This window comes from Cryobacterium psychrophilum, assembly GCF_004365915.1.
Classification (GTDB): Bacteria; Actinomycetota; Actinomycetes; order Actinomycetales; family Microbacteriaceae; genus Cryobacterium; species Cryobacterium psychrophilum.
The window spans coordinates 2867099-2893380 of record NZ_SODI01000001.1; the positions used below are offsets into that span (position 1 = coordinate 2867099).

A 26282-nucleotide genomic window follows, 5' to 3' on the forward strand; every position below is an offset into this window, starting at 1 on the left:
AACGATCGCAGCCTGTCACGACGAGCACTCGCATGCCCCAGGGCCTGGTTATCGAATGATCCCAGGCACGCCAACGACGGGGAAAACGTTGGCGCTCATTCCCCGATTCGCCACTGCATCACAGGGTTTCAGAACGGCCGGCGCGGACCCTCCATGTTCGGTTGCCGAAAGCCCAACGAAGTCCACTATGAAGGAAATTCGACCTTCTAAATCCGGAAATTACACCTAGACACTGGATTGCAGGTCCGAGATCAGAGCAAGATGCCTGGTTGCTCCCGGCCCTCGGGGATCTCGACCTCATCAGCCCTGCACCGCTCACTGGCGCGCGACCACCCCTACCAGATGTCCTAGAAGGCGCTACGGTATCCGCGAGCGTGGAGGTATTGCCATGGATATGAGGGCCCCACGGGCCGCGATCGAGCGGTCTCCTGTCGGGAGGGCTGCGTTCCCCAGGGAAGGGGCGCGACCGTGAGTTTGAGGGGCTCATCCCTGCGGCGCCACATCGGGGTCATCGCGGTGGGAATCCTTGCAGCGTGGCTGATGGTCGGCTGCAGTCAAGTTGGCGCGCCAACCGCCAACGACACCGCCACGGATTCTCCACCAGAGTCGAGTTCGTCCACCACAGAACCCACCGTGTCGCCGACGCCGCCGGTCGCGCCCGAAACTGATTCTGATGACTTCGTCACCCTCTTGGGCAATGTTTCCGCCCTGTGCGGTGACGGGGCTGGCATGCCGGGGACAACCGCCTACGACCCTGCTGCCCAAGGACGGCACCCGGTTTTCGTCGTCACCGGAGACCACCCCGACTACGACTCCTACTTTCCCGTGTTGTGGTCGGGCGACGGGGTCGTAGGGAACCTGGACGCCAACCAGTACACGCAGGCGCAGTTGGTTGCTTGCGTCGACGGCAGAAAAGGACTCGAGTTGGCCCGAGCCTGCGGCCCGTACGGAGGGTCTGAGGATCACAGAGTCGAGATCTACGAGGCCGCCGAATACCACATCACCGTCCACGTGGCAGCAACCGGCAAGCCGCTCACTGAGACCAGCGTGATAGAGAGTGAGCTCGCGGAGTGTCCCCTCCTGGTGAATTTTAGCCACGATCAGACGGTGGTCCGCCGGTATTCAGGCCCCAGCGAGGAGAGCCTCCGAGCGGTCCTGGCACCCCTGATCGGTGGGGCGGAAGTCCTCGCTGGACGCGATGTCGATCGTGCCCAGGCCTCCTTCGAAGACTTTTCGTGTGAACATCCTGGCGGCGGCCCGGCGCAGGGAGGCTCCGATCGCTCAGGTTGCCCATGACTTCGTAGCCCCGAACCTGTTCACAGAGCCAGCAGTTGTGCACAACTCACTTGTGTGCAATCATATTTTCATGTCCGTAACCGATGAGATGGTGTGTTTCTCCCTCTACGCCGCCACCCGAGCGACGAACCAGGCCTACCGCGCCCTGCTCGAACCGTGGAAGTTGACGTATCCGCAGTACCTCGTACTGGTGACGCTGTGGATCGAAGGCGATCAGACGGTGTCCTCGCTGGGCGAGCACCTGCAGCTGGATTCGGGAACACTCTCACCGCTGCTCCGACGGATGGAGCAGGCGGGCCTGGTCCGTCGCGAGCGACGGCACCCCGACGAGCGCGTCGTGACCGTGATGATCGGCGATCGCGGCCGTGAACTCCGGGCCGAACTGGCCCACATACCGGCCACAATCGCCGCCGGCACCGGACTGCCCGACGAACTATCCGCCGCCGGGCTCATCGAAACACTTCACCGCCTCACCGAGACGATGCACGCCGTGGGCACACGGCAAACGGTCAAAGACACTGAAACGAAAGAAGAACAGCACAGATGAACGTCCTCTACACCGCAGAAGCCATCTCAACGGGCGCCGGCCGTGACGGGCGCGTCGCCACCAGCGACGACTCGTTCGTCCTCGACCTTGCCATCCCGAAGGAGATGGGCGGCTTCGGCTCCGGCTCCGGTACGAATCCCGAGCAGCTCTTCGCCGCGGGGTATGCCGCGTGCTTCCACTCGGCTCTGCAGTCCGTCGCCCGCGCCCAGAAGCTGAAGCTCTCGGACTCATCGGTCGGCGGCCGCGTGCAGATCAGTCCGAACGGTGAGGGCGGCTACCAGCTCGCGGTGCTGCTGGAGGTCATACTGCCCGGGATCGAGCCCGACCAGGCGCAGGAGCTCGCGGATGCAGCCCACCAGGTGTGCCCGTACTCCAACGCGACGCGCGGCAACATCGATGTCACGATCACGATCTCGGAGGACTGAGCACATGACCACCACTACGATGCGCGCCCTCGTTCAGCACGAGTTTGGTGACCCCGCCGTTGTCCTCGCGGTCGAGGAACGTCCCCTCCCGCAGCCCGGCCCCGGCCAGGTCCGCGTGCGCACCCTCCTCTCACCCATTCACAACCATGATCTGTGGACCGTGCGCGGCATCTACGGCTTCAAGCCCGCCCTGCCCGCCCTGGCCGGAACCGAGGCCGTCGGCGTCGTGGATGCGCTCGGTGCCGGCGTCGATCAGCTCGACCTTGGCCAGCGGGTGGCCACGGGGGGAACCTTTGGCCTGTGGACCGAGCACTTCGTAGCCGACGCTGCGGGACTCATCCGGGTGCCGGATGCGCTGCCCGACGAGTCCGCGGCCCAGTTCGTCGCCATGCCCTTTAGCGCCATCAGCCTCCTGCACTCGCTCGACCTCCGCGAGGGCGATTGGCTCATTCAGAATGCCGCCAACGGCGCAGTAGGCCGGATGGTCGCCCAGCTGGGTGCGGCGCGTGGCATCAATGTCGTCGGGCTCGTTCGTCGAGCAGGCGGTGTCAACGAGCTCCGCACCCAGGGCATCGAGCGCGTCATTGCCACCGACACCGACGACTGGCGTGACAAGCTCGCTGAGATCACCGGCGGCGCGCCCCTCCACGTCGGCATCGACTCCGTCGGCGGGACATCCGCGGGCGACATCATGTCCGTCCTTGCGACGAACGGCACCCTCGTGGTCTTCGGCGCGATGGCGTCGCCGACCCTCGAGATCGCCTCCGGCGACATCATCTTCAAGCAGGCCGCTGTGAAGGGCTTCTGGGGCAGCGTCGTCAGCCGCGAGATGCCCGCGGACATTAAGGGACAGCTCTTTCAGGAGCTGATGGGGCGCGTTCTCGACGGCACGCTGACCCTGCCGGTCGCGGCGACGTACGACATCTCGGAGATCAGTGCCGCGGTCGCAGCGAGCGGCGAGGCTGGGCGAGTCGGCAAGGTGCTGCTGCGGGCGTGAGAGGCCGGCCGCAGCATGCGCGCTTGCCGAACTTCTCCTGGTGAGAGATTCGGGAAATCCATTTGGGGCCGGAAACACGGGGGAGTGCCGAACCCGTTCGCGGTGCCATTCCACGAGAAAACTCCGAAAATTCCAGATGAATAGTGGCGACCCCTCGGCGTCGGCGCGCAGCCTGCTCAAGTCGGACCAAGTTCACGGCAATTTGGACGAACTTCGATTGGCTGCGCGATGGCCAACTTCTGCAACCGCACATACGCCGCCGGCAACCGGGTCGCACACTGGCGGTCTCGATGGTCACCCCGGTGAGATCGTGAAGGTGGTGTCGGATGCGCGGCCCTGACGGCGGCGCGATGATGGCCGCAGGTGCGGGGATTGCTCTGGCCGGTGCCGGGGGCAGCCTGGTCGGCGATGGCCTCGACCAGATGTTGACGGTCGGCACGATCGACCCCGGCCGCCTCGCTTCCGCGACGGTCGCGGGAGGAATTGCCGGCGGTGTCATTAGGGGCGCCTTCCAAGGTCGCACCATGGCCGCAGGTGCCTGTCACAGCTTCGATCCGTCAACCCATGTCCTCATGGCAGACGGCTCCACCAAACCCATCAAGGACGTGAAACTCGGCGACGAAGTCGCTGCCACCGACCCCGAGACTGGAGAGACCACATGGGAACCGGTCACTCGGCTTCACGTCAACCAGGACACCGACCTTACCGACGTCACTGTCGAAAACGAGGCGACCGGTACGCGCGCCGTGTTGCGCACGACATCGAAGCACCCATTCTGGGTCGCAGACAGGGGCGAATGGGTTGACGCTGCGGACTTGCAACCGGGTACGCAACTGCTCGGCGCCGAGGCTGCGGCGACCCCAAGAGTCGTCGCAGTGAGCGTCGTACCCAGGACTGGAGAGATGCGCGACCTGACAGTCGAGAAAATTCACACCTACTATGTCGTCGCCGAGAGCACGTCAGTACTCGTTCACAACTGCGGCGTTGGTGGCACGGCCGCGTCGCCCCCGGTTCTGTTGATCGACTCCCTGAGAGTGCCGAACATCGCCCGAAATGTGCAAGACGCCTTGAACGCGGGTCATCCAAGCGTCCTGAACCGGACAACGAATCCACTGAAAATCAAGGCCAATCGCTCCGCTGCGTGTGCTGGATTCTGCGGTCCCGGAAGCACCGATGAATACCCATTCGCCTCCACAGTGCAAGGTGGCGTTGGAGCTCGAGTCCGCGGCGTTCCATTGGCAGAACAACGGGTTCAGGGCGGAATCCTATCCAGATTCTATAAGCTCAATAACATCGGACCAGGCGACCCATTCGAAGTGAAAGTAATCAAATGAACCGAGATCAAGAAATTACCTTTGAAGCTTCGCCTCTCTACGGCCAAATCGAAATCGGTGATCGCGACACAACTGATATCCCTCAATGGTCCAGCGGCGAGGAGCCCGTAATCTCAAGCGGAAGTATGGTTTGTGTTGCTACGCAACCTGACACGGCTGGAGATGTACGGGTGACGATTCGCTCGGGAGAGGACAACTCGGTGAACGGGAGCGAAGTTTTTTCTGGCGAAATCAACTTGCCGAGCGGCATCTTGGCTGTTGGCAATTCCATAGCAGCACAGAGCGAAGAGCTCGAACTTTCGCCAGCTCGACGGCTGCAACTGCGTGTCTTCGTAAGCCCAATAGCGGCACCCAACCAGATCACAGTGCTGCTTCCGTAGCGGCGTGGTGCCCAGCAAGGCTGTGGTGAATGACGCTGACATTGAACAGTGCGACGATCACGCTGCAGCAACTTGGCGGGACGTTGCGACACACATCGGAGGCGCATCTCCGGTTTCGCGAAAAGCCAGAGGATTTTTGGACAAGGCTCAAAGGATCGGCGAATTCACTCACAAGAATCTCGTGGAACTGACCAGTCAAACAACGGGTCGCGCCGTCAGATTGAGTTCTGCAATCAACCCACAGAACGCCCGTATTGGGCGAATACGGCGCGATTCATGGCCGGCCTGTTCACGCCCGGTGATTTGGCGGCTGTGGCCGATCTGCTGGAAGAGGCCATCGAACGCGAACCGGAACGGCAATGGCCGAGGCGATTCGCTTACACACTCCTTCGTGATGGGGTCTTCGAACGCGTACGCAGACCTCAGGACCGCCTCACGAAGGCTGTTCACCCGCCACGGTGCCTCTTCCGCCGACAACCCGATTCCAGGCATGAAAAAGGCCGTAGAACCAAGAAACAGTTGTCGCGACCTATTTTCCTAACGAACAGCCGGAATTTTCCGAATGTCCCCTGGTGCGGGAGAGGGGACTTGAACCCCCACGCTCGAAAGCACAGGATCCTAAATCCTGCGTGTCTACCAATTCCACCACTCCCGCAATTACCGTGCCAGTCTACTTTCATTACGCCAGCGTCATTGCGCGACGGAGCGACCCATCAGCACATGGGCGTAGGCGGCGGTCTGGGCGCGAAGGGCATTGACGACGGCCGCAACGGCAGGTTGGCGTAGGGAATCGGGTCGCAAGACCATCCAGTACGGAAGTTGTTCCTTGAAATCGTTCGGCAGTAGCCGCACGAGGTCGTTGTGCTGGTCGGCCATGAAACACGGCAGAAAGCCGATTCCGGCGCCCGCGCGCGTCGCCTCCACGTGTACGAAAACGTTCGTTGAGGTGATCGAATCCCGCATCTGCGGCACGAGACGGCGGGGCGCGTCCAGGTCATCCACCTGCAGCATCGAATCGACGAAGTACACGAGCGGATGCGCGCAGAGTTCGGCCACGTTCTGCGGGATGCCGTTCTCGGCCAGGTAGCTGCGCGAGGCGTACATGCCGAGCATGTAGTAACCCAGCTGAAAGGCCTCGGTCCGGTGAACCTGCGGCTCACCGACGACCACCTCGATGTCGAGGCCGGAGCGTTGTTGCAGGGCGCGGCGGGTCACAGTGACGATCTCGACCCGCAGCTTCGGATTTCTGCGCTGCAGGTTGGCGACGGCCGGTGCGGCAATGTAGGCGCTGAAGCCGTCCGTTGCGGAGAGCCGCACGACGCCCGAGAGCTGCGGCGTCGCTCCGAGCGGGGCGGCGAGAAGGGCGACGGCCGCTTCCACGTTTTCGGCCGCTTCCACGGCGCGGGTGCCGAGGGTGGTGAGTTCCCAGCCGCCCACGGTTTTGGAGAGCAACCGGCCGTCGAGGACCTTCTCGAGGGCTGTGATGCGCCGGGAGATCGTGGTGTGGTTGAGGCCCAGGCTTTCGGCGGCGAGGGTGTACCGACCCGTGCGCGCGACAGCGAGCAGAACGAGCAGGTCATCGGGATTCGGGGGCGTTTGTGACGCGGACAGGAATGTCATATCTGCAATTATGCACACAGCGTGTGTCGAAGTGGTTCTTGTTGCACGCCGAGGTGACAGGAATACTCGGTGGAGGCGTCTGCTTCATGCACGCGCGCCACCATTCATACTGTGCCGGCCCTGGGCCGGTCAATCGCGTGTCAGAGACGACACTGAAGGAGACTGACATGAGCGTCAACCAGCAAGTCGGGGGCGCGAAACCCAGCGCAGGAACCAAGGGGAACGGTGACGTAACCGAAACCTCCGGGCTCAAGAAGATTGTGGCCGCCTCGATGGTGGGAACCGTCGTGGAATGGTACGAATTCTTCCTGTACGCCACGGCCGCGAGCCTTGTCTTCGGCAAGGTCTTCTTCCCGAACGCCGGCAGCGAGCTGGACGGCATCCTCGCCGCCTTCCTGACCTACGCGGTGGGCTTCATCGCCCGGCCACTGGGTGGCATCGTGTTCGGCCAGATCGGCGACAGGCTGGGCCGCAAGCACACGCTGCAGCTCACGATCGTCCTCGTCGGCGTCGCGACCTTCCTGATGGGTTGTCTGCCGGGCTTCGACAGCATCGGCTACTGGGCTCCCGCGCTCCTCATCGCCCTGCGCTTCATCCAGGGCTTCGCCGTTGGTGGCGAGTGGGGCGGCGCCGTGCTGCTCGTCGCCGAGCACAGCCCCAACAAGTCCCGAGGTTTCTGGTCCAGCTGGCCTCAGGCCGCGGTTCCGGTCGGTAACCTCCTCGCGACCCTCGTGTTGCTGGCCAGCTCCGCGCTCCTGACCCCTGAAGCGTTCCTCAGCTGGGGCTGGCGCGTCGCGTTCTGGCTTTCCGCCATCATCGTCGTCGTCGGCTATTACATCCGCACGCACGTCAGCGAAGCCCCGATCTTCCTCGAGACTCGCGCCCAGGCCGAGGCCCAGAAGGTCGTCAACTACGGCGTGCTCGAAGTCGTGCGCAAGTACCCGCGCGGAATCCTCAGCGCCATGGGCCTGCGTTTCGCCGAGAACATCCTGTACTACATCATCGTGAGCTTCTCGATCGTCTACCTCGTCACGGTGCACCAGTACGACACCAGCAAGTTGCTGTTCGCGCTGCTCCTGGCCCACCTCGTGCACTTCCTCGTGATCCCGCAGGTCGGGCGCCTCTCCGACAGGGTCGGCCGCAAGCCGGTGTACCTGGCCGGCGCCGTCCTCGGCGCGACCTGGGCGCTGTTCGCTTTCCCGATGTTCGACACGAAGAACCCGGTTCTGATCATCCTGGCGATCACGCTGGGACTCTGCTTCCACGCCCTGATGTACGCCGGCCAGCCGGCGATCATGGCCGAGCTGTTCCCGACCCGGATGCGCTACTCCGGTGTGTCGCTCGGCTACCAGGTGACGTCGATCCTGGCCGGTTCGATGGCGCCGATCATCGCCGTCGCCCTGCTCAAGGCGTACGGTTCCTGGGTGCCGGTCGCGATCTACCTCGCGATCGCCTGCTCGATCACCGTCGTCGCCGTGCTCACGCTCAAGGAATCCCGTGGATCCTCGCTGCGCGAGATCGACGCGATCGACGCCCGTAAGCACGGTCTGCCCACGGCCGTCCCTGTCAAATAGCGACAACATCCGCTACCCCCTCGAGAGGCGAATCATGACTGACACATTCCAATCACCACTCACTGCACAGCGTTCCGGCCCGCTCGCAGGCAAGCGCGCGATGGTCACGGGGGGAGCGAGCGGAATCGGCGCCGCGATCACGCGCTCCCTCTCGGACCAGGGTGCGCACGTGATTGTTGCGGACATGGACGCTCATGGCGCCGCCGCGCTCGCCGAGGAGGTGGGGGGCTCGAGTTGGGCCGTCAACCTGCTCAAGACCGAAGAATTCGGTGAGCAGGGCCTCGCAGCAGCGATGGACGGCGTGGATATCCTCGTCAACAACGCGGGAATCCAGCGGATCAGCCCGATCCAGGACTTTGATCCGGGCGATTTCCGGCGCATCCTCGCGCTCATGCTCGAAGCCCCGTTCCTGCTCATTCGCGCGGCGCTGCCACAGATGTATGAGCGCAACTTCGGCCGCATCATCAACGTGTCGTCCGTGCACGGTCTGCGCGCATCGCCGTTCAAGGCCGCGTACGTGTCGGCCAAGCACGGGCTCGAGGGCCTCTCGAAGGTCACCGCACTGGAGGGCGGCGCGCACGGGGTGACGAGCAACTGCGTCAGCCCGGGTTACGTGAACACGCCGCTCGTGCAGAAGCAGATCGCCGACCAGGCCATCGCGCACGGTATCCCCGAGTCGGAGGTGCTGAGCAAGATCATGCTCACCGAAAGCGCCATCAAGCGCCTCGTGGAACCGGCCGAGGTCGGTTCCCTCGTGGGCTGGCTCGCGTCGGAGCACGCGGCCATGGTCACCGGCTCGAGCTACACCATGGATGGCGGCTGGTCGGCCCGCTAACCCTCGGGTTCGCTCACTCTGTCAGTAAACCGGCCGCCGACCTCCGTGTGACCCTCGCTACTACGGGGGCAATCGGAGGCTGGCGGCCGGTTTTGTCGTCGCGGCCCTCGGCGGGCGAGAGAATCTCCGAGGCTATGCACCGGGGACGTGCGTAACCTCGGAGAAAATCGCGGCACACCGTCTCTGGCGCCTACGGACACGGCGTGCCGCGAAAATCTCCGAGAATACGTACCCGGCGGGCGCGAAACCTCGCAGAAAATCGCGGCACACCTGCCTGGACCGCTGGTGTGGCGCGAACGGGGCTGTGGATAACTCTCGATGAGCCGCCGAAGTGGGGCATCATGCACCCATGACTGAGGCTGTACGTATTATTACCGAGCAGGTGCGCCTGCGCGTGCGCCGTGACGGCGTTGACCTGGCGGCCGATAACGCGCTCGCCGAGCAGTACGTGCGCGACGAGGTGCGGCGCTACAGCGAACGCGCCCTCGGTGGTTCGCTTCCGCTGCTCGCCGACGAGCACCAGGCGACACGGGAGGTCGTCGCATCGCTCACGGGCTTCGGCGCGCTGCAGCCGTTTCTCGATGATCCCGACATCGAGGAGGTCTGGATCAACGGGCCGGCGCGGGTGTTCGTGGCGCGAGACGGTGTGCCCGAGCTCACCACACTGCTTCTCACCGAGCGCGACGTTCGTGACCTGGTCGAGCGGATGCTGCAAGCCTCCGGCAGGCGGGTCGACCTCTCCTCGCCTTTTGTCGACGCGTCGCTGCCCGATGGCTCACGCCTCCACGTGGTGATTCCCGACGCTATACGTCCATAGCTAAAGGGGCACCCCAGCGAGGCACAATCGTCAAGGTTCGCGGTGCACTGAAATCGATCACGATGCTAGACACCAGGCTGCGGATCACTGCGCGCTTCGTCTGCAAAGGCACCGTAGGCCAGCCCTCCACAAGGCTCTGCGCGATCTTCGCCGGGTTTTCCGGCGCGAGTACGACCATAGACTCTATGGCCCGCAGCGAGTCACTGAGCACTTCCCGCCGAGACTCCATATCCGCGACCGCCGCCCGGTACGCTCGCTCTGGAACGATCCCCTGCGCAAGGTGCTGCGTGAGCGTACTCATTTGAGCGTCTACCGCCAGGATCTCGCGGGCGAACCGCTGGGAGTCCACCTTCGCCGCGGCCGCAGCATAGTCCGGCGCTGGGTCGCTCATAGTGCCCACTGTCTCAAGCCACGCGAAAATATTGGGGTCAATGAACTTGATCGAGATATTCGCGGGCCCGTGGTTCGGGTTCAGGGCGGCGTCGTGGCACCGGTAACCGTAGAACGGCACCTTCGACCGCTTCCCCATGAGATTGGAAAACCCGTGCATCGTGCCGCCGCACGCGCACTTCATGAGCCCTGACAACAGGTAGCTAATTCTCGGAGCGCGCTCGTCGGCCCGCTCGACTCTCATCGCCTGGTACTGCTGGAATTTCTTCACCGTGATCAACCCCTCGTGGCCGCCGGGAAATAGCTCGCCACGATAGGTGATCTGGCCACTGTGAAAGGGCGAGTCGAGGATAGCGGTCACCGTGGAGTGTGACCATGACGGTTTTCCGTAGTAGGTGCGGTAACCGTTCTGCTCAAGCCATGCGGCCAGTTGCCGGGAGCCGAGGCCGCTCAGGTAGAGGTCGTACAGCTGCGGGATTGCGGGGGCCTGCTCCGGGTTCTGTGCGACACCTCTCTCGTGGCTCGACCATCCCCACGGCAGCCGTCCGGAGGGCAGCCCCCGGCTTACGCGGTTCACGTGCACTTCCCGCCATTGCTCACCGATGCGCTCCGACTCGAATGCCGACAGCTCGGTCATGACCCCACGAGCGAACCGGCCCGATGCGGATACATCATTGGGTTCCGTCGCCGACTCGATCTTTCCCCCGGCGACTTCGATGCGATCGACGGCAAGCGCCCAATCCTTGCGTGATCGAGAGAGGCGCGACCATCGCCAGAGCACGACGACATCGGCTTGTTTGCTCTCGATCATGTCCATGACTCGCACGACGGCAGGGCGCTTCCATGTGCGGCCGCTGATGCCTGGGTCGGCCTCGACGCCGACGACGACATATCCGTGTTTCGCGCAGTGGTCCCGGCCCGCAGTCTCTTGCAGCTCAAGGCTGATGGATTCCTCGCGGTATGTGGACTGGCGCAGGTACAGGATCGCCCGCGGTTTGGCCTCCGCGCGGCTCATGCCGCGCCGCTGTTCGAGAGAGGTGCTACTCCGTAGAGCGCACGGCTACGGCAAATACCTCCACGGGGTCGATGCTCAGCACGCGGCACATGGTCACGAACAAGTCCACATCTATGGCCCGTTCCCCGCGCAGGTATAGCGAGACTGTCGACTGCGGCACCCCGCCGAGCATTTCTCCGAATCGCTTTTGTGTCACGAGCAGTTCGAGAAATGCGTCGTTGAGGAGCGGTGCTAGTGCCAGGGACACGGGGCCGGGTTTGGGCGCGGTTCCTTTTGGCACGGTTCGACGCTATCGGCTTGGACATGCCCAAGCGTTGAAGCTTAGACTCGACCATATACATGGTTCGACTGAATGTTCGGTCCGTGTCGTGAGTGTCGCCGGTCGGATGTATGTTCGATACAACGTAAAGTGGGGAAGCAGTGAATTTTTCGGAAGTCGTTCGATCCAGGCTCTCAAGCGCGGCCAACGCCGCGGGCGTGCCTGACGAGTTGCCAGTAGATGACGCGGATCTGCTGGTCAGCTCCGTCATTCGGCAGGCGCGTCGGTGCGCCGTGGCAGTGTCAGGCATTCTCGATGAGCCTCTCGGCCTCGACGGCGATCTCCGAGGCGGTCGACCCGAGCACGCCAGCTAGAAGGCGAAGTTCGCCGACCGTCGCGGCCCGGTGGCCTTCGAGTATGCGAATGAGCGTCCGAGGGTGAATTCCGGTCGTGGCGGCCAGGTGGACGTTCGTGACGTTCTTTTGTCCCTGGTGGCCGCGTAGCACTGTGCTTACGGCGAGGTCTAGGGGATCTATTCTTGCGGTCATAGTTGTCACTTTATGACCATATCTGTCACTTGCCAAGTCCCCGGATAGGGGATTGCCTATCGAAACCGATGTAGTGACAGATTTGTCATGTGCCATAAATGTCTGTACAGTGACATATATGTCACCAACTTTTACTCAAGCAGACGGGATTACTAAGCCGGTCCCCGCACCGGATGTAATCAACGCCCTACGAAAGTCCCTCGACATGTCAGACGGAGCTCTCGCCTCGGCATCCGGAATCGCACGGTCCACACTCCGGACGAAAATCCAGAACGTAGACCTCTTCACAGTCGCTGAACTCAAGCGCCTCGGGACGGCCCTCGGTGCCGACTACATGGCCTGGCTCGATCCGGTCGCTGCGTAATGAACAAGCTGGAAATCCTCGACCAAGCCGCATCCCTCTTCTGGGCTGGTATGCGTGAGGCCCGCAAGCTGACGCCTCATGCTCAAGCCGTAGCAGCGCACTATGCGGGTGGCCCTTCCGTCGCCTCGCTCGAACGAATTATCACGGCAGAACGCGCCGCGTAGCATCACCGCCTGCATCTGAGTCGGGCCGCATCACCCCAAATCTTGCCTTGCACTGCAGGGCGAACCGCCGGCGTGCCCAAACGCGCTGGTCGCATCACCTTGGCCGTCCTTCTCCACTGGGGGCGCGCCCGCTCGTGCATCACAAAGCGCTCGGCAGGACCAAGCGTTGATAACTACACAGAGATACGCACTGCCTCGGCTAGGTCTCCGGGATGGCGTATGAGCCCCCGCTTAGCGGGGAGATCGCGGCGTGACAAGCCGCAACGGGTCGGTGGGCCTTGCTCGTTCCCCACCAGCGGCGACCGGGTAACCCCGGCGTCGCACTGACCAAAAAAAACGGCCCCCTGCTCTAACAGGGGGCCACGACAACAGGGAGAAACAGTGTCAGTTCCACAGCCTATTCCACGCCCTGAGCGGGCGACCCGCTCACGAGACCCCGAGACCAGCCACGAGGCGGGAGAGTCCATCACCGCCGACGCACTCACCGAGCTTCAATCGTGGGTGAGCGTCACTCTACGAGAGAAGGCCCGCACTGATGGCGAGTTGGTCGCCGCTCACGCGCTCGCCGTCACCAACCATGAGGTGAACCGCCCCGCAACACCGCAACGCATCCGCACAGCTCGTAAAGAGTTGGAGCTGCGCAAGCTCGTCTACTTCACCGGCTCCTTCGACAAGACGGGCTTTGGCCGGCGCACTCGCATATGGGGTGTGGCCACGTGAAGCGTCCCGCCGACCCGTACCCCGAGTACTCGGTGTTCGAGCGGCTCGACGGCCTCGGTACTCCGATCCGGCCGGCCCCGCCCCGCGAGCGCCGCGTCATCACTGCCGTGCACCTCGCGGCGATCCTTTCCCTGCTCGCGATCGCCGTCGCCGCCGTGCGGCTGGTGCGCGACATCACGACGCTCGACGGCTCGCTGCTGCTGAGCATGTCGCTGATTTTCGCGGCCGCCATCGTGCTGCTGCTCAGTGACCCGATCCCCTCCGACCACCTCGATTCAAAGGAACACGAATGAACCTCGATAACGCACTCGATGACCTGCTCTCCCGAGCTGGGTCATCGTCCGAAGACCGGCCAGCCTGGCACGCTGAGCGCAACGGCGGTGTGACCGCGACCGACATCGCCAAGCTCGACAACGGCGGGCCTGCTGTACGCCGGCGTCTGATCGAGGGAAAGCGAGCGGCGGGCGAGCCCGCAGAGCTGAAATCCCGCGCTGTCGCCTACGGCAAGCAGCGTGAGGCACCGCTAGCCGAGTGGGTGCAACGCCGATACGGCATCAAGCCGAACACCCGCGTTTTCCACGCCGCTCTCAACTCGCGGCACCTCGCCACACCGGACGGCATCGGAATCAACTTTGACGAGGCGCTCCAGCTCGCAGAAATCAAAACGACCAGCACACCGCTCGATACGATCCCGCGCAGCTACCTGCTCCAGATGCTCTGGCAGCTCATCGTCTGCGGTGCGGACCGGACGCTGTTCGTGTGGGAGTTGCACGACAACGACTGGTCGCACTGGCCCAAGCGCCCACCGCAGCCGGTCGGAGATCCCGTCGCGATCTGGCTGACCCGCTCCGACATCGAGGCGCTACTCAAGCGCACCGTAGACCAGCTCGTCATCACCGCCGACGAATTCCTCACCCTGCTCGACACCGCGAGCGAAGAAGCCGAGGTGCTGCCTGAGGCCGACGAGCTCGAACGCCTAGCCGGATCGCTGCTGTTCCACCGCGACGCGGAAGCGCTCGCCAAAGCCTCGAAAGTCACCGACTGGGACGCGCTCAACGCGCTCGCCGCGATCAGGGGCGAATTCGCTACCAAGTTTGCACACGCCTCGCTCAGCTACAAGGTAACGAAAACCGACTCGTGGGCCGTCGACCTCGACGCGGCCAAGGCTGACGACCCGGATCTGGCCGCAGCGCACGACCTGGCGCAATCGAAGGTTCTGGCGAACTCCATCGTCACGCGTGACGAGATCGCCAAGCTCTCCGAGCGCGCACGAGCGTACGAGGTCGAGCAGCTCGAACCGACCCGTGAGGCGTGGGCATTGCACCTCGACACCTTCACCACCAACACCCCGACGAGCAGCGGAAAGCTGACCGTCACCGCCGTCAAAACAAAGGACACCAAATGACGACCACCAAAACAGAAGCACCCGTCGAAGCCCCGGCGAAGTCACCCGTCAAGCGAAAGCCCACCCCGCGCACCCCGGTCGTAGAACAGGCTCCACCGACGCCCGGTCCGGTGACGGCGGCACGATCGCTCTGGGGCGTGCTCGCCGCTGTGCAAGCTGTCGGTAAGAATCAGCGCAGCGAAGACGACACCTACAACTTCCGGAGCTTGGACGACGTCCTCGATGCCGTTCACCCGGCGCTCGTCAAGGTCGGCGGGTTCTACATCGGGAAGGATGTCGGCCAGAGTCTGGAAGCGCTGAACACACCGGATGGTGAAGTACTCACCACGGTGCGGCTCCGGGTGCAGTACTCGTGGCACGGTCTCGACGGCGGCAAGCCAATCCGCACGATCGTCTCGGCCGAGGGCAGCAGTTCGACGGGCGGCGCAACGGCGGCCGCGTGGTCGATCGCTCTGCGCACGTACCTGGTGCAGACGCTCTGCCTTCAGACCAACAGTCCCGACCCGGACCAGTCCACCCAGAAAGCCAGCGCAACGGCCAAGCCGAAGGCGGCTCTGAAAAAGATCGATGACGTTCCCGGCGTAGCCGCTGCGGCGCCAGAGGTCGAAGTGAACTGGCCGAACCTCGCAGCCGCATGCACGACGGTCGAAGCGCTGACGAAAGTCCACGCGCAGGCCGAGAAGGCCAGCCAGCTCGGTGCGGTGCTCGACTTCAATGGGACAACGGTTCTTGAAATGCTCACGGCGGTGCGGCGGGTGCTCGTGCAGAAGACCACGGAGGCCAATCAGCCGGCCCCGACCCTGAGTCCAGCCAATGGCTGACATGACGCCGGCCATCGCGCTCCAGCTCGAAGAAGTGGGCATCTACGCTCCGTCACACCTCAACGAGCTGGACCGCCGCCTGGTCGCGGCACTCGATAGAACCGCAATCAGTGGTCGTGGTGCGCAGCTCGTCGCAATGCAGTGGGTTTTCGGCTGGGATATGGGCCGCGCTGGCAAGGAGTTCGCAGATGCGAAAGCGGCCTATGAGGTACTCACCGCCATGCACGAGGTCAAGTTCCGCGACGCCGGTGAACGGTCTGGGGAGATGTGCGGCAAGCGTGCCGCAGCGCTCCCCGATGTCAACGCCGCGAACCTCCGGTACCGGCTGGCCGAGCAGCTCGAACGGCTCGCACGGAAGCGCCTCGACACGATCAAAAACCAGATCGAAGTGTGGCGCTCGATGAACGCCAATGAGCGTGAGGCCGATCGGGTTCACGCGCACGTCGGCACGTGATTCGCGTACATCGCGGCGCGGACGCCGCCTGGTTAGTTCGCAGATTCAAGAAGCAACCAGGCGGGAGGGCTCGCCTGTTCATTCAGGCGGGCCGCTGGTCCGTCCAGATCGGAAAGTAATTCACCATGGACCGTTTCATCTGCCCACCTGATCACCGGCATGGAGTCGTTGGCACCTGCTACGTATTCCACAAATGCCGGTGCGACAACTGTCGAACTGGCAACACCGATCGCTCACGTGCACGTAGCCGGCAGCATCTCTACGGCACGTACGACAACGGTCTGACTGATGCTGGTCCGGTGCGTGAACACCTCGCGCACCTTCAGTCGTTTGGTCTGGGGTGGAAGAGGATCGCCGCCCTGTCCGGTGTCGGCAACACTGCGGTGCAGTCGCTGATCTACGGGCGCAAAGGCGGTCCGGACGATCCGCGCAAGGGCGAAGTGATCAAGCGCACACCTCGGGCTAAGGCCGCTGCCATTTTGGCCGTCAAGCCCGAATTGACAGCGCTCGCACCGTCGGCTTGCATTCCCTCGCGGGGCGTGCACCGGCGTGTGCAGGCGCTGGTGGCTCGTGGTTGGTCGCAGTCGAAGCTCTGCGCGATGGTCGGGCGGGAGCGTGGCAACTGGTGGACGATGATGCAGGCCGATCAGGTCACCGTGTCTTTCCACCTCGAAGTATCGAAGCTATACGACCGGATCTGGAACACAGAGCCACCGCATGCCGACTGGCCCGACAAGACGGCGCGCACGCGAGCTTTGAACTACTCGAAGCAGCGCCGGTGGTTGCCGCCTTTGGCATGGGATGACATCGACACCGATGTCACACCGCCGATCTCAGATGGCGCCAACGGAATCGATGAAATGGCAGTCGATCTGGCATTGCAGGGCGAGGACGTGCGCCTATCGCCTGCCGAGCGGCGCGAAGCCGTCACCCGGCTGCACTCTCATCGGTGGTCTGATCCTCGCATCGCGCAGCAACTGCACATTGCGAACAGAACCGTGTTGCGGATTCGCCAGGAACTGAATCTCGAAGCGTTTGAAGACGGCGACCTAGTGAAGCGTGACGCGGCATGAAATCCATATTCAACACTGCAACCGCAGCGGCTTACCTGATCACTCAGGCAGGCCGCTGGTTTACACGAACAGGGAGAAAAAGAGCATGACAGCACCGAAAAAGTCCAAAGAATCCGATGCGAACTCCACGCTGGAAAACCTCGATCCGGGGACGCTGATCATCGCTGCGAACGTCCGGACTGAAACCAAGATCAGCCCCGAGTTCGTCGCGAACATCAAGCTGAACGGGGTGATTGTCCCGATCCTTGGGGAGCGAGACGCAACCGGCGCGGTAGAAGTCACGGACGGTCAGCGTCGAACGCTCGCAGCGGTTCAGGCCGGGCTAAAGCTCGTGCCTGTGTTCATCGTGAGTGCAGCCGACAGCGCGGCTGCACGGCTGCTGACGCAGATCACAGTGAACGACCAGCGCGAGGGGTTGGACGAGGCCGAGCACGTTGCAGCGTACAAGCAACTCAGCCTGTTCGGGATACCCGCCGCGACCATCGCCAAGTCGACGGGAGCCAACAAGGCGCGCGTGCAGAAGTCGCTCGACGTGGCCGCGAACGAGGTCGCAGCGAATGCGTTCTCCAAGTACGCGCTGACGCTCGACCAAGCGGCGCAGCTCGTGGACTTCGGCGACGACGCCGAGGTCGTAAAGGCATTGACGAAGGTGGCTGAAACCGACCCGTCAAAGTTCGACCACGCCGTGAATGGGTTTCTCACCAAGAAAGCTATGGCTGAGGAACGCGACCGGATAGACGCGCAGCTCGTTTCTGAGGGGGCTGTCGTTCTCACTCGGGTTGAGGGTGACTATGTGGGGCATGGTGACGGACCGGAGTTCGAGCGGCTTGAACGGATGGCCCGCACAGAGTCTCCGACCGTGTGCCTGCTCGCCGCCGATTTGGCTGGGCATCCCGGCCTAGCTGGCCGATCTTCCCTGACCTATGGTGCTCGCCCGGACGGGTCTTATGGGAGCTGGCCGACTATCCAATACCTGTTGTTGAAAGAGTATGCAGGGGAGTTCGTGCCGTTGACCTACGACCGGAAGTTAACGCCAGAACAGGAAGAAGCTCGGGCCGAGCGAGAAATCGAGATCCAGGCCCAGAACGTCAAGCGTGCGGCACTCGCTGCGGCTGACAAAGTGCGGTCCGTATGGATTGCCGAATTTTTCCAGCGGTCAAAACTGCCCGATGTGACTGCGTTCCTCGCTCTCGGCATGACGTTCTCAGGGTACGGCGGAGTGTCCGAAGAGGTCTTGACATGGTTAGAGATCCCTGGCGACGAAGAGACTAAGGATCGCGGAGACATCGGTCGTGCGTATCTGGCCGCGAACCCGAGAAAGTCAGAGCGCTTCATGGTGGCGGTAATTGTTGCCGACAACGAACAGAACCTCGCCCACACGTGGAATATCGACCCATTGCAAGCGGCCGGCTACATGGCCCAGCTCAAGGAATGGGGATACGGGCTCTCGGAGATCGAGCAGGCATTCATCACTAACGCTGACGCGGCGTAGGTCGTGGCCGGCGCTCGGATCGCGAAGAACCCACCGAGGTCAGTAACCGACCAGGTGGACCGCCGCGACCTGTATCGCTGCATGAGGTGTGGTGTCGCGATCGATGGAGGATCGCGGCACCACCGGCAGCGGCGACAGGTCGGGGGTCATTCGCTCCCACAGCTCGTGTTGCTCTGCGGCTCCGGCACGACCGGTTGCCATGGCTGGGTTCACGCCCACCCGCAGCAGTCACGCGAGCACGGCTACATCGTACGAACGCACGTACCTGATCCCGCAACCATCCCGGTACTGATCGGGGCGGTGCGGCAGTCAGGGAACTACTGGGCGCTGCTGACCGATCTGGGCGGCATCGTCCGGATCACATCAACCGAAGCACAAGAAAGGCTGGAGGCGAACTAATTTGTCCTGGTTCAAGATCGATGACGGGTTCTGGAGTCACCCCAAGATTTTAGGCCTGAGCCCGGAGGCGATCGCGCTGTGGGTTCGGGCAGGTAGCTGGTGCTCGCAGCAGCTCACAGACGGGCAGGTGCAGAAGCACGTACTGCCGTTGTTCATGTCGACAGAGGCCGTCGTGCAGGAGCTGGTGCGCGCCGAGCTGTGGGAGGTCAAACCGTTCGGGTTCGAGTTCCACGACTGGCTCGTGTATCAGCTCAGTCGTGAGTACGTGCTGGCCGAGCGGGCATCTAACGCCGCTCGGCAGGCCGTCTCACGTAACCCTGATCTGCGCGAAGCGGTCAGGGCACGTGACGGCGATAACTGCCGATACTGCGGGCTACGGGTCGGCTGGAGCGACCGCCGAGGCAACAAGGGCGGCACCTATGATCACGTCGACCCGACTGGGCCGAGCGTGGTCGACAACCTCGTGGTGTCGTGCCGGGGGTGCAATTCGAGCAAGGGGAGACGCACCCCGCAAGAGGCCGGATTGGTCTTGATTCAGATCGAAGCTAGATCCGATCTAGGTACGAACCTAGATCCCACAAGCTCCGAACTTGGCTCAGAACCTGAGTCAGACCTAAAACACGGTGGGTCTTCGTACCTAGATCATCCAGCCAAGTCCGATCTAGATAAAAACAAGACTGTTCGTGATCCCCGACCCGACCCGACCCGACCCGACCTACTTAAAGAGAAAGACAAAGAACACGTCGACGCCCTCTGCGCGCTGCTGAGCGAACTCATCGTGGGCAACGGGTCGAAGCGGCCGACGATCGGCAAGGGGTGGCTGAACGCTGCTCGGCTGATGCTGACGGCTGATGCGCGCGACCCTGTCGCCGCTGAGCGACTCATGCGCTGGTGCCAAGCGGACTCGTTCTGGAAAGCCAATGTGATGTCGATGCCGACGTTCCGGAAGAACTACGACCGGCTGCGTCTCGCGGCCAATAAGTCGATCGCAGACAAGGCGCGTCCGGGCGGTCGGCCCACACCCGAACAACGAGCGATGCAGACGCTATCGCTTGCCACTCAGACCGACGAGAGGGAGATCGGCGCATGAATGAGCAGATAATGACCGTGCAGCAGCTGCTCACGGCCGTGGATGGGCTACAGGGCGAGATCTTGCGCCAGGGTGGCACGCCGATGTCGCTGGCTAACATGCAGGCGCTGGTGTCGAAAATCCAGTTGGACGACAGCAGGCAGGTTGACCGGCTGGTGCTGCTGGGCTGGTACGAGAAGCTCGGGGATCTCAACTTCGAAGAGGCTCGCGATGCCGTGCTGATGCACCGGAAGGAGTCTCCGGACTATCTCCAGGCAGCGCACGTCCGGGCCAACGTCAAGCTGATCAGGAAGGACCGTGCGCGGTCGGCCCGAGTCGACGCGGCGAAGAGCCGGGGCGCGATTGAGCCGCGGCGCATCACGCTCGACAAGGCCAAGTTCGAGGCTGACACGTTGGCGTCGATTCGGTCTCACCGCATCGCTCGCGGCGTCGACCCGGACACGGGCAAGGCGGTGGACTGATGGATACCGGCTACACGTTCAGCACGCAGAAGGGCGTCCGGCTGATGCTGTATGTCCTCGATGGTGTCGAGCCCCCGCGCGAAGTCGTGTGCACGGTCAACGGGGAGGCGGTGACGTTCTTTCGGGTGTCTGACCGTTCCCTCGAATGCGATCCGAAATGCACCTCGCGGGACTGCCACCGGGCGCGCCTGGGCGACTGCCTGTGTGGCCGGCACGAAAAGCCGGTGCGGTTCGCGAAAGCGGCAGTGCCGTGATTCCCGAGGTGGATTTCATGCGGTTCCTCGACAACAGGAGCATGCGAACGCTCGAACGTGAGCGTTTCGTGCCGAGCATCTCCACCACGCTCGATCGGCTCTATGAGGCCACCACTGAAAAGTATCTGCTACTCATCCGAGCGCAGAACAAGACCCAACAAATTGAGAGCGCGAAATGACTCGCACCCAAATCGCTATACCCATCGCGCTCGCAGACGCGTTCTTCTGGCCAAAAGTCGACACCTCGGGCGGTGTGAAGTCGTGCTGGCCGTGGACTGGCTCGATCAACAAGGTGAATGGATATGGGGTATTCCACCCGCCAAGAGGTGCCGTCGGATTGCCGCACACGATCTCGGCGCATCGTTACGCCGCAGCTGCGATGGGGATCATCGATCTCTCCGACCCGACTCAGCATGTCGACCATTCCTGCCACAACGGGACGGGCTGCCCGCCCGGACCTTGCGTGCACAGGGCGTGCTGCAACCCGCTGCACCACAAGAGCACCGGCAATGCGGAGAACGTCAACAACTCGCACAACGCGAACAAGTGGAAGACCCACTGTCCACGCAACCACGAGTACACGCCAGAGAACACCAGGACTCAGGCGAAGGGCAACACCATCAGCCGAAAGTGCATCGCTTGCGAGCGAGAGCGCGACCGGAATCGAGCACCACAAACACCTAGGAGATCCGCATGAGCGGCGAAACCGTAATTACCATCGTTGGCAATCTGACCAGCGATCCAGAAATGCGCTACACACAGAACGGGCTGGCGGTCGTGAATATGACCATCGCGAGCACGGCGCGTGTCTTCGACCGGGCGGCGAACGAATGGAAGGACGGCGACGCGCTGTTCTTGCGGGCGAGCGTGTGGCGTGAGTTCGCGGAGCACGTGGCCGGCAGCCTGACGAAGGGCACGCGCGTTATTGCGTCGGGTCGGTTGCGGCAGCGCTCTTACGAGACGAAGGCAGACAGCCAGGGCAACGGTGGCGGCGAGAAGCGCACGAGCATGGAACTGGAGATTGACGAGATCGGGCCGTCGCTGCGGTACGCCACGGCCTCGCTGACTCGCGTCCAGTCCAACAACCAGGCGCAACAGGGACAGCAGCAGCAAGGCCAGCAGCAGCGACCGCAGCAGACGCAGCAGCAGCGCCCCCAACAGAGCCAGCAGCGACCGCAGCAGGGCAATGACCAGCCGTGGGCACCGATCCCGCCGACTGGTGGCAGCGACGTGTGGGGCCAGAACGGCTACGCCGATGAGACGCCGTTCTGATGACGATCAAGGGATCTTTCAACGGGCTTATGCCCCCGGCCCCCGGATCTTCTCGGGGCGGGACCAAGCCTGAGCATCGGTGCGGTCAGTGCTGCGGGCCGCTCGGTAAGAGCACCATTCCATGCAAGAACGAGTCTAAGAAAGCGGCAACCTCGTGAGCGAGAAGAACGAAGTAGCCACCACGGAGGATGCCAAAGCGCAACCGGATGGTCAATGGGTCGAAGATGCGAACGGGAAAGCGTATTGCCTGATCGACACGCATATGGGTTTCCCGCAGCGCATGGCGATGCATAAACGAAATCTGACCAACGTGGACAATCTCGCCTATCCGCTGCACCTATGCCGTTTTGTGGGCGGCTGCGAACACAAATGGGGAACCCATGGTCTAGGCCACTGCATACGGTGTGGCGTCGTCGTTGATGAACCGCGCCCGATGACTTTTGACGACGAGGGCATGGAATTGTTCCGGTTCGCAGCCGAGCATAACGCTCGTGCCGACGAGTGCCGCAAGACCGAACCGGAGGGCGAGTGATGCTCACACTCGTAAAGCACCGGCTACCCCCGGTGTGGGACGGAAGCAAAGTGAAGTGGGGCAAGTTCGAGTCGTTCGCAAAGATGCAGATTTGCCCACCGCCCAAAGTTGAGCCATGCGACTGCGGGAGCGTTTCCCCGAAGATGGGCGCAACCGGGGCTAGGCAGCCTGAGCCGGGGGAAATGATCGCGTCTACTAAGCCGACTTGGGGGCGTGGAGGCCGCAAAGTGCATGTCCCCGCCATGGTTCCCGCATGGCCGGTAAATGATCTATATGCCTTCCATTGCCCGGACTGCAACACGGATGACGTTTGGGACATGCGCGCGGACGAATGGTGGACGCTCGGCCCGGAGGACTACGGCCCAGACGGTTCGGCGCGCCCCGTAAAACGAGAGTGGAGCGGCGGGTTATTCGACCTGTTGCCCGATGAGACCGAGAGCGAGACGAACCATGAGTGATCTACGAGTCCCCAAGTCCATGAGCGCCGAGGCTGTCATCTGGGCATTCCGTCATGGCGTTGTTTCTGGGATGCGGCAGTCTGGCCGGATCCTCCGGAAGCAAGGCAGCGCCTATGTGAGCGCGCCCTCAAATGTATTGAAACTCGCCAGCCGTGTGCGCCGAGAGTGGACGCGGCTACACACTAAAAGTGACGTGCCCAATGAGTGAGCCATGCGTAATGGATCACGCGATCCGGAACGCTCATTGGGACCCGTGCCTGGTGAAGGATTGCGGCGGCTGCAAGATGGCGCAGGCAGCAAAGGGTCAGCTCTGCGAGTGGTGTTTCAAACGCCTGCTCTCGCACCTCGAAGAGGCACCGGATCTCGTGGCGCACATTCGGGCGCAGGTCATCCCGGCAATGGGCGGCGCGCAGGGCGAGCGCGTCGACGCGTCGAAGGAAGCGCCGTTACCGCTGCGCGCCGACGCGATGGAAGACACCGATGACCTATTCGGACGTCTGGTTGACTGGGCGGCAGCGCTCGCGGCCGAGATGGGCGTGAAGCCTCCCGAGGCTGCTGTCGGGCTGTGGGATGGCGCAGATCAGTGCCGGGGGTTCCGGGCCGCTACAGGTCCGGTCGCTGCGTACCGGCTGGCGCTGGAGGTCACCAAGTGGCTGTCTGGCCGTGCGGAGTCGATCGCATACCTGCCGAGTGCGGAGGCGTTCACGACGGCGGTTATCGAGCTGGTGCGCACGTACCGGAAGCGGTATCCGATGGCGCCACGACCGCCTCGCCGGTACCAGCCGAAACCGTGCCCGGTGTGCAACGAGGCCGCGCTATTCGTGCATTGGCCAGACAACACCGCAGCCGGCGTCGAGGTGAAATGTGAGGTCTGCCACCACGTCGTGGAGGCGGATTGGGAAAAGATCATGAAGGAGCAGATCGAATGACCAAGCAAACAACGATCGTCAAGGACAGTCACACGATGACGATTACGGATGGCGTGCCAGTTTTCGCCTGCTCGTTCAGCATCTCGGCATCGTGCTATCAGTACCCAGATTGCGAGTGTGAGTCGTGGGTGCCTGGCGCTCACGAGCACCCGAGCATCACACACGCAGAGTGCCTCCTGGCCGGGTGGTTCAAGCACCCCGGCGACACTCGGGAAATGTTCATCGAGGACGGTTCCATGATGCCCGAGAACGCATCCGGCCCGATTGAAGTCGAGTGGGATGACTGCCCACTGTGGTTCTTCACCAAGACGGACGAGGTGACGGCGTGACCGGCCAGATGGCTCCGCACCTGCGCAAGTATGTGCTGATCACTCGTGACGGCGATGAGGTCCGGGCAGGCTTGACGTTCGCTCAGGCTGCCAAACGTGTCGCCCGTCACGTGAAGACCGTCAAGCGGTGGAAGCGCAACGGGATGGTGTGCACGCTGGTCGACGGTCGCAACATCGTGGACGAGGAAGACCTGCTGAAGTGGTGGCGTGAGCGGATGGTGGCTAGTCCGATTCGGGTGTACCAGGTGCGGAAGGTGCACCGCGGCGTCGACGGCGAGTAGCTGGGTTCGAGGGGGCTGGGTGACTGGCCCCCTCAACCAGTTGACAAAGACCTAGTTTAGGTCTTACTCTGGTGTCAGAGGTTGGCACCGGCCACCACATCCGAAAGGAAAAACAATGATCGATTCAACGACTCACGGAGTAGACGGCATCCGCCGCATCCAACGCTTCATCGGCCCACGCACCGAGGCCTACACACTCCTTCGCGGCGCGATGAACGCCGACGCCAACGCGCGTCTCGCCGCGCTCACCCCCCGAGAGGCCACCCGCCCGACATCCGCCGAATATGTGGCGGCTGCACGATGACCGCCACGCTGGTCTGCGCTCGCTGCATGGGAACGTGGGACGTGTGGGGGCGGGATATGCAGGTTACGGCCGAGGCGATCACGCAGCACCTCGCCCAGGTGCACGAGCTGCACGGTACCTCGGCAGCCGAGGCAATCATGACCTCAGCCACGCTCGGCGCGAAGCTGGTCGACGCTCGCCGGAATCTGGCAGCCGTCACCGAACGGGCACGAGGGACGCGGGACCAGTCGGAGGCCGTAACGGTCGGCGGTATCACCGGGTATGACTCGGCAGTGCTGTCGGGCACGATGCGCAAGGCGAGCCCTCGGAAGCAGGCTGCACGCCTGATGGCCTACGACCGCGAGGCCAAGGCGTGGGAAGTCGTAGCAGCCTCGGAGCGCGCTATCCGTGTGATTGAGTCACAGATCAAGCGTGAGCACAGGGACAAGCTCATCCCGTACACCGAGGACGAGCTGCGCGCTTGCAATCGCATCCGCACCGACCTCGGCTGGCACCGGGTGGTCAGGGTGAATAAAACCAGCGTGAGCGTGGAGACCGGCTACTCGTGGGTGGACCGCATACCGCTCGCCAAGGTGATCGAGGTCCGGAAGGTGGCCGACGCATGACTGCCCCAATTGCCGTCAATTCTCAGTTGACACTATTTGAACGCGTCGGGAGGGCCGAATAATGGCCGTCGAAACGACCGAATATCTGGGCATGCTCCGGCGCATGATCCGTGCAGCAGGTCGCAGGGTCGCGGATGCCGACGAATTGGAAATGGCAGCACTGCTCGACCTTCGCGACGAGCTGGAAGCGGCCGTGCGCCTCGCCGTGCTCGGGCAGCGCGCCACGCTGGGTCGCTCGTGGGCATGGGTCGGGTCGGCGCTCGGCATCACCAGGCAGGCAGCGCAGCAACGCTACGGACGTACGACACCGACGAAAGAGACAGAATGAGCTATGACGATGATCTGGACCGGGCGATGGAAGCGCACTACTCCGGAGGGGACGAGGACACAGTGACAGCAGCAGAGTTCAAGATCCTGCGAGAGCGTCTCGGCGTCTCGGGCCGGTGGCTTGCCGATCGGGTCGGCGTGCAGGATCGGCAGGTGCGGCGCTGGGAGTCCGGCGTGGCCCCAGTGCCGGCCGATGTCGTCGCACTGATCGAGGGCATGGACGTTGCGGCCGACAAGCGTGCCGACGACATCGCACGCGAGTGGCGCACCGGTGGCCCCGCACGGATGGTGAGCTATCGCAACGATGACGAGTACTGGGCGAGCGACGCGGACGCTATGGAGCGGGGGGAGCCGGCCAGCTATTACCGGGCGATTCTCGGCCGCGTCATGGCGCAGGGGGTCACGCCGATTGAGTACCTACCCGCTGAGTACGATCTAGATAAAACCTAGATCGTACCTAGATCGGGACGTGCATTTTTGACGACTTGACACGTACCCGTTGTACCCCTCT

The 26282-nt window shown here is 63.1% G+C and carries 35 protein-coding genes and 1 tRNA gene; 31 read left to right on the forward strand and 5 right to left on the reverse strand.

The genetic code is table 11. The features are described 5' to 3' along the window. The first annotated feature begins 468 nt into the window (after nt 1-468). The 6 genes from EDD25_RS13390 to EDD25_RS13415 all read left to right on the forward strand — a co-directional run bounded on the left by EDD25_RS13390 (nt 469) and on the right by EDD25_RS13415 (nt 4979). Nucleotides 469-1296, forward strand: coding sequence for a hypothetical protein (locus tag EDD25_RS13390; protein WP_134173850.1), 828 nt, complete (start codon nt 469-471; stop codon nt 1294-1296). 70 nt (nt 1297-1366) lie between these two features. Next, entirely contained in the window at nt 1367-1843 is a 477-nt protein-coding gene (locus EDD25_RS13395; protein WP_175182982.1) for a MarR family winged helix-turn-helix transcriptional regulator, read from the forward strand. After that, nucleotides 1840-2268: an organic hydroperoxide resistance protein gene (locus tag EDD25_RS13400; RefSeq protein WP_134173852.1), complete on the forward strand. Its 429-nt coding sequence runs from the start codon at nt 1840-1842 to the stop codon at nt 2266-2268. Before EDD25_RS13395 ends, EDD25_RS13400 begins: the two co-directional genes overlap by 4 nt. A gap of 19 nt (nt 2269-2287) precedes the next feature. Then, the gene (locus EDD25_RS13405; protein WP_175182984.1) at nt 2288-3265 is read left to right on the forward strand and encodes a zinc-binding dehydrogenase; all 978 of its coding nucleotides are present in this window, start codon (nt 2288-2290) and stop codon (nt 3263-3265) included. 326 nt (nt 3266-3591) lie between these two features. Continuing rightward, on the forward strand, nt 3592-4599 hold the full coding sequence (locus EDD25_RS13410; protein ID WP_134173856.1) for a polymorphic toxin-type HINT domain-containing protein: 1008 nt from the start codon (nt 3592-3594) through the stop codon (nt 4597-4599). After that, on the forward strand, nt 4596-4979 hold the full coding sequence (locus tag EDD25_RS13415) for a hypothetical protein (protein ID WP_134173858.1): 384 nt from the start codon (nt 4596-4598) through the stop codon (nt 4977-4979). Before EDD25_RS13410 ends, EDD25_RS13415 begins: the two co-directional genes overlap by 4 nt. Before the next feature lie 570 nt (nt 4980-5549). On the opposite strand, the gene EDD25_RS13420 is transcribed toward EDD25_RS13415, so the two are convergent. Together EDD25_RS13420 and EDD25_RS13425 are read right to left on the reverse strand one after the other, a co-directional pair. Beyond that, nucleotides 5550-5634 (reverse strand) — tRNA-Leu (locus EDD25_RS13420). A 35-nt stretch (nt 5635-5669) separates the two neighbouring features. Then, nucleotides 5670-6599, reverse strand: a complete 930-nt coding sequence (locus EDD25_RS13425) for a LysR family transcriptional regulator (protein WP_134173860.1) — start codon at nt 6597-6599, stop codon at nt 5670-5672. Nucleotides 6600-6766: 167 nt separating this feature from the next. Here EDD25_RS13425 and EDD25_RS13430 point away from each other — a divergent pair, with 167 nt between their 5' ends. The 3 genes from EDD25_RS13430 (at nt 6767) to EDD25_RS13440 (ending at nt 9825) form a co-directional block, all read left to right on the forward strand. Continuing rightward, nucleotides 6767-8173 (forward strand): MFS transporter, encoded by a 1407-nt coding sequence (locus tag EDD25_RS13430; RefSeq protein WP_134173862.1) that lies wholly within the window; start codon nt 6767-6769, stop codon nt 8171-8173. A gap of 34 nt (nt 8174-8207) precedes the next feature. Then, nucleotides 8208-9008: a 3-hydroxybutyrate dehydrogenase gene (locus EDD25_RS13435; protein WP_134173864.1), complete on the forward strand. Its 801-nt coding sequence runs from the start codon at nt 8208-8210 to the stop codon at nt 9006-9008. Between the two features lie 349 nt (nt 9009-9357). Continuing rightward, a complete protein-coding gene (locus tag EDD25_RS13440) occupies nt 9358-9825 on the forward strand; it encodes a Flp pilus assembly complex ATPase component TadA (RefSeq protein WP_134173866.1) in 468 nt (155 codons plus the stop codon). On the opposite strand, the gene EDD25_RS13445 is transcribed toward EDD25_RS13440, so the two are convergent. From EDD25_RS13445 to EDD25_RS13455, 3 genes are all read right to left on the reverse strand, one after another. Then, nucleotides 9812-11230 carry a recombinase family protein gene (locus tag EDD25_RS13445; protein WP_134173868.1) on the reverse strand — a complete coding sequence of 473 codons (1419 nt, stop codon included), beginning with the start codon at nt 11228-11230 and terminating at the stop codon, nt 9812-9814. The genes EDD25_RS13440 and EDD25_RS13445 overlap by 14 nt on opposite strands. Before the next feature lie 25 nt (nt 11231-11255). After that, nucleotides 11256-11510, reverse strand: coding sequence for a helix-turn-helix domain-containing protein (locus tag EDD25_RS13450; protein ID WP_134173870.1), 255 nt, complete (start codon nt 11508-11510; stop codon nt 11256-11258). Between the two features lie 281 nt (nt 11511-11791). Continuing rightward, complete coding sequence (locus EDD25_RS13455) at nt 11792-12037, reverse strand: helix-turn-helix domain-containing protein (RefSeq protein ID WP_206751351.1); 246 nt, start codon at nt 12035-12037, stop codon at nt 11792-11794. Nucleotides 12038-12242: 205 nt separating this feature from the next. On the opposite strand from EDD25_RS13455, the gene EDD25_RS17600 reads away from it, so the two are divergent. The 22 genes from EDD25_RS17600 (at nt 12243) to EDD25_RS13555 (ending at nt 26221) form a co-directional block, all read left to right on the forward strand. Continuing rightward, the gene (locus EDD25_RS17600) at nt 12243-12401 is read left to right on the forward strand and encodes a hypothetical protein (protein ID WP_166671302.1); all 159 of its coding nucleotides are present in this window, start codon (nt 12243-12245) and stop codon (nt 12399-12401) included. A gap of 545 nt (nt 12402-12946) precedes the next feature. Continuing rightward, a complete protein-coding gene (locus EDD25_RS13460) occupies nt 12947-13285 on the forward strand; it encodes a hypothetical protein (RefSeq protein WP_134173874.1) in 339 nt (112 codons plus the stop codon). Further along, nucleotides 13282-13578, forward strand: a complete 297-nt coding sequence (locus tag EDD25_RS13465; RefSeq protein WP_134173876.1) for a hypothetical protein — start codon at nt 13282-13284, stop codon at nt 13576-13578. The genes EDD25_RS13460 and EDD25_RS13465 overlap by 4 nt, the downstream gene beginning before the upstream one ends. Beyond that, nucleotides 13575-14690, forward strand: coding sequence for a YqaJ viral recombinase family protein (locus tag EDD25_RS13470; protein ID WP_134173878.1), 1116 nt, complete (start codon nt 13575-13577; stop codon nt 14688-14690). The genes EDD25_RS13465 and EDD25_RS13470 overlap by 4 nt, the downstream gene beginning before the upstream one ends. After that, nucleotides 14687-15511 carry an ERF family protein gene (locus EDD25_RS13475; RefSeq protein WP_134173880.1) on the forward strand — a complete coding sequence of 275 codons (825 nt, stop codon included), beginning with the start codon at nt 14687-14689 and terminating at the stop codon, nt 15509-15511. Before EDD25_RS13470 ends, EDD25_RS13475 begins: the two co-directional genes overlap by 4 nt. After that, nucleotides 15504-15965, forward strand: coding sequence for a hypothetical protein (locus tag EDD25_RS13480; protein WP_134173882.1), 462 nt, complete (start codon nt 15504-15506; stop codon nt 15963-15965). The genes EDD25_RS13475 and EDD25_RS13480 overlap by 8 nt, the downstream gene beginning before the upstream one ends. A 125-nt stretch (nt 15966-16090) precedes the next feature. After that, the gene (locus EDD25_RS13485) at nt 16091-17038 is read left to right on the forward strand and encodes a helix-turn-helix domain-containing protein (protein ID WP_134173884.1); all 948 of its coding nucleotides are present in this window, start codon (nt 16091-16093) and stop codon (nt 17036-17038) included. An 85-nt stretch (nt 17039-17123) separates the two neighbouring features. Further along, nucleotides 17124-18530 carry a ParB/RepB/Spo0J family partition protein gene (locus EDD25_RS13490; RefSeq protein WP_134173886.1) on the forward strand — a complete coding sequence of 469 codons (1407 nt, stop codon included), beginning with the start codon at nt 17124-17126 and terminating at the stop codon, nt 18528-18530. A gap of 571 nt (nt 18531-19101) precedes the next feature. Further along, on the forward strand, nt 19102-20019 hold the full coding sequence (locus EDD25_RS13500; protein WP_134173888.1) for an HNH endonuclease: 918 nt from the start codon (nt 19102-19104) through the stop codon (nt 20017-20019). A gap of 11 nt (nt 20020-20030) precedes the next feature. Further along, nucleotides 20031-20480 carry a hypothetical protein gene (locus EDD25_RS13505; RefSeq protein ID WP_134173890.1) on the forward strand — a complete coding sequence of 150 codons (450 nt, stop codon included), beginning with the start codon at nt 20031-20033 and terminating at the stop codon, nt 20478-20480. After that, on the forward strand, nt 20480-20734 hold the full coding sequence (locus tag EDD25_RS13510) for a hypothetical protein (protein WP_134173892.1): 255 nt from the start codon (nt 20480-20482) through the stop codon (nt 20732-20734). Before EDD25_RS13505 ends, EDD25_RS13510 begins: the two co-directional genes overlap by 1 nt. 17 nt (nt 20735-20751) lie before the next feature. Continuing rightward, the gene (locus EDD25_RS17605) at nt 20752-20913 is read left to right on the forward strand and encodes a hypothetical protein (RefSeq protein WP_166671303.1); all 162 of its coding nucleotides are present in this window, start codon (nt 20752-20754) and stop codon (nt 20911-20913) included. A 514-nt stretch (nt 20914-21427) separates the two neighbouring features. Continuing rightward, nucleotides 21428-22006 carry a single-stranded DNA-binding protein gene (locus tag EDD25_RS13515; RefSeq protein WP_134173894.1) on the forward strand — a complete coding sequence of 193 codons (579 nt, stop codon included), beginning with the start codon at nt 21428-21430 and terminating at the stop codon, nt 22004-22006. A gap of 154 nt (nt 22007-22160) precedes the next feature. Continuing rightward, complete coding sequence (locus EDD25_RS13520) at nt 22161-22538, forward strand: hypothetical protein (protein ID WP_134173896.1); 378 nt, start codon at nt 22161-22163, stop codon at nt 22536-22538. A 317-nt stretch (nt 22539-22855) separates the two neighbouring features. Next, nucleotides 22856-22996: a hypothetical protein gene (locus EDD25_RS17610; protein ID WP_166671304.1), complete on the forward strand. Its 141-nt coding sequence runs from the start codon at nt 22856-22858 to the stop codon at nt 22994-22996. Between the two features lie 218 nt (nt 22997-23214). Next, nucleotides 23215-23925: a hypothetical protein gene (locus EDD25_RS13525; protein WP_134173898.1), complete on the forward strand. Its 711-nt coding sequence runs from the start codon at nt 23215-23217 to the stop codon at nt 23923-23925. Next, nucleotides 23922-24254, forward strand: a complete 333-nt coding sequence (locus tag EDD25_RS13530) for a hypothetical protein (protein ID WP_134173900.1) — start codon at nt 23922-23924, stop codon at nt 24252-24254. Before EDD25_RS13525 ends, EDD25_RS13530 begins: the two co-directional genes overlap by 4 nt. Continuing rightward, nucleotides 24251-24535, forward strand: a complete 285-nt coding sequence (locus EDD25_RS13535) for a hypothetical protein (protein ID WP_134173902.1) — start codon at nt 24251-24253, stop codon at nt 24533-24535. The genes EDD25_RS13530 and EDD25_RS13535 overlap by 4 nt, the downstream gene beginning before the upstream one ends. Nucleotides 24536-24650: 115 nt before the next feature. After that, entirely contained in the window at nt 24651-24839 is a 189-nt protein-coding gene (locus tag EDD25_RS13540) for a hypothetical protein (RefSeq protein WP_134173904.1), read from the forward strand. After that, complete coding sequence (locus tag EDD25_RS13545; RefSeq protein WP_134173906.1) at nt 24836-25444, forward strand: hypothetical protein; 609 nt, start codon at nt 24836-24838, stop codon at nt 25442-25444. Before EDD25_RS13540 ends, EDD25_RS13545 begins: the two co-directional genes overlap by 4 nt. A gap of 61 nt (nt 25445-25505) precedes the next feature. Next, the gene (locus EDD25_RS13550) at nt 25506-25772 is read left to right on the forward strand and encodes a hypothetical protein (protein WP_134173908.1); all 267 of its coding nucleotides are present in this window, start codon (nt 25506-25508) and stop codon (nt 25770-25772) included. Beyond that, the gene (locus tag EDD25_RS13555; RefSeq protein WP_166671305.1) at nt 25769-26221 is read left to right on the forward strand and encodes a helix-turn-helix domain-containing protein; all 453 of its coding nucleotides are present in this window, start codon (nt 25769-25771) and stop codon (nt 26219-26221) included. The genes EDD25_RS13550 and EDD25_RS13555 overlap by 4 nt, the downstream gene beginning before the upstream one ends. The last annotated feature ends 61 nt before the right edge of the window (nt 26222-26282 follow it).

Excerpts from the sequence above, each read along its gene's own strand:
- EDD25_RS13395 (WP_175182982.1), top strand. The coding sequence starts at position 1,367 with ATGTCCGTAACCGATGAGATGGTGTGTTTCTCCCTCTACGCCGCCACC.
- EDD25_RS13400 (WP_134173852.1), top strand. The coding sequence starts at position 1,840 with ATGAACGTCCTCTACACCGCAGAAGCCATCTCAACGGGCGCCGGCCGT.
- EDD25_RS13405 (WP_175182984.1), top strand. The coding sequence starts at position 2,288 with ATGCGCGCCCTCGTTCAGCACGAGTTTGGTGACCCCGCCGTTGTCCTC.
- EDD25_RS13410 (WP_134173856.1), top strand. The coding sequence starts at position 3,592 with ATGCGCGGCCCTGACGGCGGCGCGATGATGGCCGCAGGTGCGGGGATT.
- EDD25_RS13415 (WP_134173858.1), top strand. The coding sequence starts at position 4,596 with ATGAACCGAGATCAAGAAATTACCTTTGAAGCTTCGCCTCTCTACGGC.
- EDD25_RS13425 (WP_134173860.1), bottom strand. The coding sequence starts at position 6,599 with ATGACATTCCTGTCCGCGTCACAAACGCCCCCGAATCCCGATGACCTG.
- EDD25_RS13430 (WP_134173862.1), top strand. The coding sequence starts at position 6,767 with ATGAGCGTCAACCAGCAAGTCGGGGGCGCGAAACCCAGCGCAGGAACC.
- EDD25_RS13435 (WP_134173864.1), top strand. The coding sequence starts at position 8,208 with ATGACTGACACATTCCAATCACCACTCACTGCACAGCGTTCCGGCCCG.
- EDD25_RS13440 (WP_134173866.1), top strand. The coding sequence starts at position 9,358 with ATGACTGAGGCTGTACGTATTATTACCGAGCAGGTGCGCCTGCGCGTG.
- EDD25_RS13445 (WP_134173868.1), bottom strand. The coding sequence starts at position 11,230 with ATGAGCCGCGCGGAGGCCAAACCGCGGGCGATCCTGTACCTGCGCCAG.
- EDD25_RS13455 (WP_206751351.1), bottom strand. The coding sequence starts at position 12,037 with ATGACCGCAAGAATAGATCCCCTAGACCTCGCCGTAAGCACAGTGCTA.
- EDD25_RS17600 (WP_166671302.1), top strand. The coding sequence starts at position 12,243 with ATGTCAGACGGAGCTCTCGCCTCGGCATCCGGAATCGCACGGTCCACA.
- EDD25_RS13470 (WP_134173878.1), top strand. The coding sequence starts at position 13,575 with ATGAACCTCGATAACGCACTCGATGACCTGCTCTCCCGAGCTGGGTCA.
- EDD25_RS13475 (WP_134173880.1), top strand. The coding sequence starts at position 14,687 with ATGACGACCACCAAAACAGAAGCACCCGTCGAAGCCCCGGCGAAGTCA.
- EDD25_RS13480 (WP_134173882.1), top strand. The coding sequence starts at position 15,504 with ATGGCTGACATGACGCCGGCCATCGCGCTCCAGCTCGAAGAAGTGGGC.
- EDD25_RS13485 (WP_134173884.1), top strand. The coding sequence starts at position 16,091 with ATGGACCGTTTCATCTGCCCACCTGATCACCGGCATGGAGTCGTTGGC.
- EDD25_RS13490 (WP_134173886.1), top strand. The coding sequence starts at position 17,124 with ATGACAGCACCGAAAAAGTCCAAAGAATCCGATGCGAACTCCACGCTG.
- EDD25_RS13505 (WP_134173890.1), top strand. The coding sequence starts at position 20,031 with ATGACCGTGCAGCAGCTGCTCACGGCCGTGGATGGGCTACAGGGCGAG.
- EDD25_RS13510 (WP_134173892.1), top strand. The coding sequence starts at position 20,480 with ATGGATACCGGCTACACGTTCAGCACGCAGAAGGGCGTCCGGCTGATG.
- EDD25_RS17605 (WP_166671303.1), top strand. The coding sequence starts at position 20,752 with ATGCGGTTCCTCGACAACAGGAGCATGCGAACGCTCGAACGTGAGCGT.
- EDD25_RS13515 (WP_134173894.1), top strand. The coding sequence starts at position 21,428 with ATGAGCGGCGAAACCGTAATTACCATCGTTGGCAATCTGACCAGCGAT.
- EDD25_RS17610 (WP_166671304.1), top strand. The coding sequence starts at position 22,856 with ATGCGCGCGGACGAATGGTGGACGCTCGGCCCGGAGGACTACGGCCCA.
- EDD25_RS13525 (WP_134173898.1), top strand. The coding sequence starts at position 23,215 with ATGGATCACGCGATCCGGAACGCTCATTGGGACCCGTGCCTGGTGAAG.
- EDD25_RS13530 (WP_134173900.1), top strand. The coding sequence starts at position 23,922 with ATGACCAAGCAAACAACGATCGTCAAGGACAGTCACACGATGACGATT.
- EDD25_RS13540 (WP_134173904.1), top strand. The coding sequence starts at position 24,651 with ATGATCGATTCAACGACTCACGGAGTAGACGGCATCCGCCGCATCCAA.
- EDD25_RS13545 (WP_134173906.1), top strand. The coding sequence starts at position 24,836 with ATGACCGCCACGCTGGTCTGCGCTCGCTGCATGGGAACGTGGGACGTG.
- EDD25_RS13550 (WP_134173908.1), top strand. The coding sequence starts at position 25,506 with ATGGCCGTCGAAACGACCGAATATCTGGGCATGCTCCGGCGCATGATC.
- EDD25_RS13555 (WP_166671305.1), top strand. The coding sequence starts at position 25,769 with ATGAGCTATGACGATGATCTGGACCGGGCGATGGAAGCGCACTACTCC.